Origin of the sequence: Flavobacterium sp. (assembly GCF_043722275.1) — a bacterium.
In the GTDB taxonomy this organism is placed as follows: Bacteria; Bacteroidota; Bacteroidia; order Flavobacteriales; family Flavobacteriaceae; genus Flavobacterium.
In genome coordinates this window covers 1-8,347 of record NZ_JAYSPC010000139.1, presented here as the reverse complement: position 1 = coordinate 8,347, position 8,347 = coordinate 1, and the positions used below count along the sequence as shown (strand labels likewise).

At 29.9% G+C, this 8,347-nt stretch carries 7 protein-coding genes and 1 tRNA gene; 2 read left to right on the top strand and 6 right to left on the bottom strand.

The window, feature by feature from the left end:
• Positions 1-208: 208 nt before the first annotated feature.
• Both ACHZDT_RS17195 and ACHZDT_RS17190 read right to left on the bottom strand, forming a co-directional pair.
• Positions 209-820 carry a 50S ribosomal protein L25/general stress protein Ctc gene (locus ACHZDT_RS17195; protein ID WP_394775869.1) on the bottom strand — a complete coding sequence of 204 codons (612 nt, stop codon included), beginning with the start codon at positions 818-820 and terminating at the stop codon, positions 209-211.
• Positions 821-956: 136 nt separating this feature from the next.
• Positions 957-1,898, bottom strand: a complete 942-nt coding sequence (locus ACHZDT_RS17190) for a ribose-phosphate pyrophosphokinase (protein WP_394775868.1) — start codon at positions 1,896-1,898, stop codon at positions 957-959.
• A 230-nt stretch (positions 1,899-2,128) separates the two neighbouring features.
• Here ACHZDT_RS17190 and ACHZDT_RS17185 point away from each other — a divergent pair.
• Both ACHZDT_RS17185 and ACHZDT_RS17180 read left to right on the top strand, forming a co-directional pair.
• A tRNA-Leu gene (locus ACHZDT_RS17185) sits at positions 2,129-2,208 on the top strand.
• 394 nt (positions 2,209-2,602) lie between these two features.
• Complete coding sequence (locus tag ACHZDT_RS17180) at positions 2,603-3,304, top strand: hypothetical protein (RefSeq protein WP_394775867.1); 702 nt, start codon at positions 2,603-2,605, stop codon at positions 3,302-3,304.
• Between the two features lie 660 nt (positions 3,305-3,964).
• On the opposite strand, the gene ACHZDT_RS17175 is transcribed toward ACHZDT_RS17180, so the two are convergent.
• The 4 genes from ACHZDT_RS17175 to ACHZDT_RS17160 form a co-directional block, all read right to left on the bottom strand.
• On the bottom strand, positions 3,965-4,810 hold the full coding sequence (locus ACHZDT_RS17175; protein ID WP_394775866.1) for a hypothetical protein: 846 nt from the start codon (positions 4,808-4,810) through the stop codon (positions 3,965-3,967).
• Positions 4,811-5,014: 204 nt separating this feature from the next.
• Positions 5,015-5,530 carry a hypothetical protein gene (locus ACHZDT_RS17170; protein ID WP_394775864.1) on the bottom strand — a complete coding sequence of 172 codons (516 nt, stop codon included), beginning with the start codon at positions 5,528-5,530 and terminating at the stop codon, positions 5,015-5,017.
• A complete protein-coding gene (locus tag ACHZDT_RS17165) occupies positions 5,527-6,495 on the bottom strand; it encodes a hypothetical protein (RefSeq protein WP_394775863.1) in 969 nt (322 codons plus the stop codon). The genes ACHZDT_RS17170 and ACHZDT_RS17165 overlap by 4 nt, the downstream gene beginning before the upstream one ends.
• A gap of 796 nt (positions 6,496-7,291) precedes the next feature.
• A complete protein-coding gene (locus ACHZDT_RS17160; protein WP_394775862.1) occupies positions 7,292-8,275 on the bottom strand; it encodes a hypothetical protein in 984 nt (327 codons plus the stop codon).
• Positions 8,276-8,347: the final 72 nt, after the last annotated feature.

The following is an 8,347-nucleotide window of genomic DNA, read 5'->3' as shown; positions in this document are numbered from 1 at the left end:
AGCGGATGGCAGGAATGTCTGGTCTTGAAACAACTGAAAATTTCTGCTTCAAAAAAAAATAACCGAAAAGTTCAGGGAAGAGACTTCGACTTCGCTCAGCCTGACATATGGGGACTTAAAATCCCGGTAATCTTAGCAACTCAGTATCTTTAAAACAAAAAAAGCACCAATCTTTCGATTGATGCTTTGATATTTGATTTGAAAAAAATTATTTTTTCTTTCCTTTTACAGGAGCTTTTGCAGCTTTTGCAGCTTCTTGAGCAGCTTTCATAGCAGCACGAGAAATTCTTACCTGAGCAACAACTGTGTTTTCCGGGTGCATAACTTTGTAATCCGGAGTACCAACTTTAGTAACATATAATTTGTTACCCATTTCAAGTGGAGTAATATCAGCTTCAACAAAATCAGGAAGATTTTTAGGTAAAGCTTTTACTTTTAATTTACGAGTGTTTAAACGTAAAACACCACCCGCAAGAACACCTTTTGAGACACCAACAACTTTTACAGGAACTTCCATAGTGATTTCTTTGTCATCAAATAATTGAAAGAAGTCAATGTGTAAAATTTTGTCAGATACTGGGTGAACCTGAATGTCTTGCAAAATTGCATTAAATGTTTTTCCTTTTCCAAGCTCTATCACAACTGTGTGTGCGTTTGGAGTGTAAACCAAGGTTTTGAACGCTGCAGCGTCTGCTGAGAAGTGTACTGCCTGATTTCCTCCGTATAACACGCAAGGAACCGCTCCAGCATTACGTAAGGCTTTAGTTGACACTTTTCCCACGCTTTCTCTTTCTGATCCTTTAATTGTAATCGATTTCATTGTAAAAAAATATAGTTATTAATAAATATTCTAATTTGTTTAAGCTTTAAGCACTTGGCTTATGCTAACTTTCGTAATAAATGTATTGACATTTTTTAGTGCTTAAAGCTTACAGCCTAAAGCATATTGCCATTTATTACATTATAAATTTTCCACTTATGGAATTATTGTGGTGTACCATGTGCATTACTTCAGCAAAAAGAGGTGCACAACTCACTACTCTGATTTTCTTTGATTCTTTCTTTAACGGAATTGAATCGGTCACTATTAACTCGCTTAATTTTGAGTTTTCGATTTTTTCGTATGCGTCACCTGATAAAATGGCGTGTGTACAAATTGCTCTAACGCTTAATGCTCCTTTTTCGATCATTAAATCTGCTGCTTTTGCAAGTGTTCCACCAGTATCGATCATGTCGTCTACTAATATTACGTTTCGTCCTTTTACTTCACCAATTAGTTCCATAGTGTCGATAACGTTGGCTGTTTTTCTTTGTTTGTAACAGATTACTACATCTGATTCCAGAAACTTAGAGTAAGCATATGCTCTTTTTGAACCTCCCATATCTGGAGATGCAATGGTTAAATTGTCTAAATTTAAACTTTTTACGTATGGTAAAAAGATTGTAGATGCAAACAAATGATCTACCGGTTTTTCGAAAAACCCCTGAATTTGATCTGCGTGCAAATCCATTGTCATAACTCTTGTCGCTCCTGCAGCATCTAATAAATTAGCTACTAGTTTCGCTCCAATCGGAACTCTTGGTTTGTCTTTTCTGTCTTGTCTTGCCCAACCAAAATAAGGCATAACAGCTGTAATGTGTCTGGCTGATGCACGTTTTGCGGCATCAATCATTAGTAACAATTCCATCAAATTATCAGCAGTTGGAAAAGTCGAACACACGATAAAAACGCGTAATCCTCTAATTGATTCTTCGTAAGATGGTTGAAATTCTCCATCACTATACGTTGACATCGTTACTCTTCCTAACGGAATTCCGTATTGCTCTGCAATTTTCTCTGCAAGATAAACACTTTGTGAACAAGCAAAAATTTTAGCTTCTGGTTCTAGGTGCGACATTATAATTTGTTGTTTTGTAGTTAGTTGTGTGTGCTTCGTTTTAACGAGGTGCAAATTTAGAAAATTTATTGGACACTGAAAGGAAAAATTTAAGTATTTTTAGTAGAACATTTAATTTTATTTTTTACATTTGCACCGTGTTAAAGGAATATGCACAGTTATGACATCATAATTAACTTATTCTATTGCGTTAAAATAATTGATTTATTAGTTATTTTTTCGTCTGCTAAGCCCGGATGGCGGAATTGGTAGACGCGCTGGTCTCAAACACCTGTGGGAAACCGTGCCGGTTCGACTCCGGCTCCGGGTACTTTAAAAACTCCTAAATCCTTATTTTAAAGGCATTTAGGAGTTTTTTGTTTGAAATTTTGCCGAAATTTTGCCGAAAACTGACGGCTTTTTAAATTTTGGATTCAATAATTTTTATAGTGTTCTTCTTATTTAAGTGTAGGTTTAAGATTTTTCCAGATTACACCGACTATAGCACGGTGTTAACAACTATAAAAATGATAAATCATTGAGGGACAGAATTTAGTGTATAATTAGAAGAAGTTAAAGTTAATAATTATAAAAGTATACAGATAAAAACCTTTTACAATTTTAAATAAAAATTGATAAAACAGAAATACTAAATGCGTATTGATCGCCACCGGCGATTATTACCTTTAATTATTTTATATTTGTTTTTGAAAATCTCTAAAATTATGAGCAAAAACTTCACAAGCATCTCAATAAAATTAATCATATTAGCATATTTTATTGTTACTATTTTGATTATTAAAGAAAGTTATTTTGACAGTACGGTAATCAAGGATATCTCATTAATAACAAGCTCTTTTTGTACTCTGATAATTGCTATATTACTTTTTGACCGTTTTGACTATAGAAAAAAAATATTTGATAAAAAATTAGATATTGTTTTATCGCTCTTAGAAGATTTAAAAAGCACTTCAATAATGTTATTATATGTTAACAAACCTAAAGAAATATGGTATGCGGCGGGAAGCAGAATAATAGATAAAAAACAATTAAACATTAAGCATTTAAAGGAAACTATTGATTTTTCATGTTGTGTTCTAATTCAACCAAGTAATTTTGCTAAATACCTTAGAAAAATTGAATTATATAAGGCAAATCCTTTTATGCCGAAAGAAATTGTAAAATCATTAAATTTCATCTCACATTGCCCATTACATGCAATAGAGGACGATACAAAATATAATAGTCATTATATCCAAGTATCATTTAACGATAGAGATAATAAAAATTATTCTCTTGATTCATGGTACAGAACTGCAGATTCAATGACTTTTGAAATATTAATAATGGGCTATATTAATTGTTTGGATAACATCGAAAAATGGATAAATATACATTCTAATTATGATGCAGACTTAAACCTATAGCAAAAGAGACAATTAAACTGTCTCTTTTTGCCTTTGACTTATGTATATGTATGTGTATGTGTTTTAAAATTGGGTGTTTTGGCTTTAACTTATTTATGATTGCCTCTGGCAATTTTTTTTGATAATTATACCCAGTATACCATCATAAGATATTAAATATTTATAATTAAAAAATGCTAGTTTTTTATTATGAAATCTGATATCGTAAATGATGTTCTAACTAAATCTACTAATGCTAATATTGATAGGGAAAAAATAGTCAACAATATCGAATTTTTAATATCTATCATTTTAATATTTAAACAACAATTATAAAATTCAATTTTCATAATCGATTTATCCAAAACAGCTATCAATACCACAAAAACTAACACATATATAAGAAATACAATATTATCCTTAATTTCATTATGAAGTTTTGGTAATAAATCTAATTTAGAATCACGAGTAGGAACATCATTAGCATATTTAGTCCTTATTATCTTTTTCATATTTTCAAACATTGATGTCAAATACGTATATAAGGTAAGTGCAAAACCGATAAATACCCCTAAGAATGTGAACAAAAAATCTGTTTTTGTAAAGTCCTCATACGATACAATATTGTTCAATACTACATAATAACTAATTAACAAAAAGATCAATATGAGTAAAATCAATTTAAATATCCTCATCTCTATTTATATTTTCAATTTCTTCAAAACGATCCTCCAAGGATTCTTGTGTTTCATCTACAATGTTTGGAATGTCAATTCTAGAATGTGATTGAGTCTTTTTAGTAAAGACGTAATCTACACCATCTTTTATTCCTTCGATAATATAGTTCCCTGCACCTTGAGAAATTCTTTGAATATGTTCTTTGAAATTTTCATATTGAAATTTCAAACCTTCCTTCTTATTTCTCAGCACAATTTTGAATTTGTCAAAATTTGTTTCTTCATAAACATCTTTTACGAGTCTATCAGCCATATTTTTTCCACCAAAAAAATTCGGTGGTTCATATTCTAACTCTACTTTCTGAACTATGTCAAAGTCTTCTATTTGTTGCCAAAAATCTCTATGATTAGTAATTTCGGACAAATTACAATAGACACTATCTTGTAACATCTCTTCTGTAAATACTTTTGTCAGCTTATCTTTTACCGACTCAATAGTTTGAAAAACCGTTGTGTTTTTTTCTATCAAAATTATCTGTTTTTCAAGATGTACGATAAAGTAGATATTTGGATATCTAACATCTTTGATATCTTCAATTTTACCGTGCTCTAATGTCGGTTTATCAAATTGTTGCTTTTTGGCTAGCTTGATTAAATAAATGTTTTCACCTAGCTTATTTTCAAAAATTAAAACATGTTCACCATAATCGTTAAACTTAATAGTTTGTTCATTTTCAATTTTTTGAAATAAATCAATAAGAGAATCCTTTTTTGATTTAAATTCAAATTTAATTTGTGAATTTGGTATATCTTGATTTAGAAAAATTCTGTAAGCGTAAAAGTGTTTCATAAATTTAAATGTTATGGGTAATCAAATATACGCACAAAATAATCCAAAGCTGTCTAACAATAAATGCATTGCATTTAATTGATCAATACATCATTAGAAAATTAACAGTTGTTATGTATACATTTGAAGGCTAATTATAGGAATCTGTAAAAATCTTCTTCTATTATTATTTATCTAAAATAACACCTAATAATGTTAACTTTATTAGGTGTTATTTTTTTCATCATTTTCTTTTTGCAAGTCCATAACCTTTCCTAAAATTAGTAGACACCTAGTAATTGTCAATATTATAATTGTAAAACCAAAAATATTAAAATAGAAAGTATTAGTTTTTAAAGATTCAGGAGAAAATATCTTTATAGTAAAACCAATAATAGCTACAAAAATTAATGATTTGATACAGTTTTTTAAATGCCTAACAGTTTCATGATATAGTCTTGTTACGAAAAATAGGTCAAATAGAGGCTCTTTACTATCAACTTCAATTTTTGTAATCTTAGAACCACCTTTAAAAGTTATTAATACTGTTAAAAGAGTCAAAATAAAACCTGACATAGTCAAGCTAATATTAGTAACATCAGTTATTATCGTTATAGAATCATTTGCTATGGGTTTAAAAATGATATTTTTATCGACTAAAATAAACCCTAAAAAAGATAAAAATAGCCCAATAATAAAGTCCCAAATAAGTGGTCGCTTAAAATACGTATCTAAAATCATAATGTAGCCATTAGAGCATTAAAGTCTTCTTCAATCAGAGAATACCAATCTTTAGACTTTGTAATTTTCTTCAAATCAACGGGAATGACAAATTCTCGCTTACTGTTCAATAAATTAAAGACTTCCTCAACTCCTTCTTTATCTTCATATTTAACTACAAATGAATCAAATGCATCAATATTAAATGAACGTCCTTTGAATCTTTCAAGCATGTCAATAAACATCTTATTAGCTTCTTTATTCAATTCTGTACTTTTAATACCTTTTCCAGGTGTTTGAAAGAACGTTTCAATTTTAATATACTTCGGTTTTAAAGTATTTGCAATATTGTTCATTCCAGTAAAATACCTCCCTTGAATATCAACATCAAGTTGTGGTAGATTCTTTGGTTGAACTTTAATATCCATATTTAATACATTTTTCAAATTACTTAAAGCTTTATCTATTGAAACATCCATATATAAGTTTACTTCAGTTGCTTTACTTTGCTTAAGAACTTTTTGAGCAACATTTCTAAAGTAATACTCAATATCTGACAAACGTGGACCAAAATGCTGATATTCTATACATATAACAGAAAATCCTTTACTATAATCTATAAAAAAATGTGTTTCTTCGGCAATACTACCAAGAGCATTCATTGATACCAATCTAAATTGCTCTCTAGGCTTAAGCAATGGTTCTCTTCCACTTCTTAATAATGCCATAGAACATCTAATTCTCTTCTCTTTAGGAAGAAAAACAGCTCTATTCATAAAAAGTTCTCTCATGCTATTAGGTCTTCCCTCATGTCTATCGATTAGATGTCCCTCCTTATCATCTTGAAGTTTTCTTGATATATAAGTAACAACATTTCTCATAATGTCGTTGCTATCAAATTTATCTTTTAAATGATTTAGAGGTGTGAATTTTAAAGAAAAATATTGGAATTTGACTTCTGTAAGATTATCTTGAGTAATGTTCATTTGTATAATAATAGCTGTTTTTACATTTCCTTATAATACAAATAAAGTCATTTTTTGTGAGATTTTTAATTCTTTAAGCTTTAAAGACAATAAGTTTTTTTCCACTGAAACAAAATCACAAAAAGACGTATCACTCTCTCTATGATTATCTTAGTAATTGCCCTATAAGCGTAGGAGAGTTTTTTCAAGTCCTCAACAAATAATTTGGCACTTCAACATTCAACGGTTACATAAAAATAACAGATTCGGATAGCATATTTGCCTAATAAAATAGTTGTAATTGAAAAACAATCTAAGACAGTTCTTAGTTAAAAAGGTTTTGATCTTTACAACTTCCTTAAAAAGCTTTATTTTACTTCATTGACAGTTAAAAAAAACTCAGAAAACAAAATGTAGATTTATGTTGAGAAATTTTCAAGCTTTAGTATTTCCTGGCGCGCAATAAAATCTACTTTTTTAACAGAAAAAAATAAAAGCTTAGAAATCTTAAACGGGCAAAATCGCAAACCTACAAACCTACACAACCTACACGCTTTGTAAATCAACAAGTTAACTTCAAAAAAAAGCTAAATTGTGTAGGTTTGTGTAGGTTTACGATTTTTCGAAAATACACCGACCTACACAAACCTACACTTATACTACACCTAATTATATATTTATCAAACTTAACATACTGACTATAAACACAATAATAGCTAATACAATATGTGTAGGTTGTGTAGGTTGAGAAAAACGAATTTTTCAAAAAAGTATAGGCAATAGGCAAAAAAACCTTTTATTTTTCCTGTTTTCAATTTTATGGAATAGTATTCATATAATGAACCGCTTCATTTATTTCGTTAAAATTGCTCAATTTGCTAAAATCTACAACAAAAGCCGAAGTTACCGAGCCGTCTCTTCCTGCTCGAAAACGGTAGCTACTTTTGATTTCAATAAATGCACTTTCTTTTTTTACTGTGTCCTGCATTGTTGCTTTGCTCGGAATCATTTCTTTATACTGATTGTACCATTGTCTTTGTATTTTGTCATAAGTGTTAGAAAAATTAAAATACAATGTTGTTCCCTCCACTTTTATATCTCTTTCGTAATCTAATTTGTTATCTCCATTGGTTCTTATACAAACCAAAAAACAATCCCACCATTTATTTGATGCACTTGCAGAATTAATTTTATTCATTTGGAATTCACTTATTTTTACAAAGTGATCCATCATTTCAGCATAGGTAAAAGGAAAGACGATAGTGTCTTTGAAAATTTCATAACTAGCACCCAAAACCGCAAAATTTGTAGAAAACCTACTTGGAGAACCAACAGGCATTTTTGCGGATATACTTGTTTTATAGAGCCTGAATTTAGTTTTAAAATCCGTAAAAAATCTTTTTCTTTCTTTTAATAAATCGTCCGTAAATGAACTGATCCCTTTTTCTGTCATATCTGCAAGTTCATCATACTTTTTTACTTCATCATCTGTAAAAGTATTTTTACTCATGTCTAACCACAGTAAACGAGTTATCAAAGCTTCATCATCCGGCGAATGATTTCCAGTTAAGATTAATGATGATAATATAGGCACGGTTTCAGTACTTACATGACTGTCTAATGTTCCTCTTTTATATCCGTTTCTATCCCAAATACCTTTTAATATTCCATCGAGTTGCTTGTCTCCGTTTTTGTATTCCGAAAATTGACAAATTATATTAACAAACTGCGCAAACTCTCTAATATGAGCCTTTAAAGTGGATGCACCACCCTCTATGGATATTCTGGATAAAGTGAGCACCTAATTCTGGATAAAAGTGAGCAGTATAAATGAACTCAAAAAGGTGTCTAAAAAGTAGTTTAAAAATATAAA

Excerpts from the sequence above, each read along its gene's own strand:
- ACHZDT_RS17195 (WP_394775869.1), bottom strand. The coding sequence starts at position 820 with ATGAAATCGATTACAATTAAAGGATCAGAAAGAGAAAGCGTGGGAAAA.
- ACHZDT_RS17190 (WP_394775868.1), bottom strand. The coding sequence starts at position 1,898 with ATGTCGCACCTAGAACCAGAAGCTAAAATTTTTGCTTGTTCACAAAGT.
- ACHZDT_RS17180 (WP_394775867.1), top strand. The coding sequence starts at position 2,603 with ATGAGCAAAAACTTCACAAGCATCTCAATAAAATTAATCATATTAGCA.
- ACHZDT_RS17175 (WP_394775866.1), bottom strand. The coding sequence starts at position 4,810 with ATGAAACACTTTTACGCTTACAGAATTTTTCTAAATCAAGATATACCA.
- ACHZDT_RS17170 (WP_394775864.1), bottom strand. The coding sequence starts at position 5,530 with ATGATTTTAGATACGTATTTTAAGCGACCACTTATTTGGGACTTTATT.
- ACHZDT_RS17165 (WP_394775863.1), bottom strand. The coding sequence starts at position 6,495 with ATGAACATTACTCAAGATAATCTTACAGAAGTCAAATTCCAATATTTT.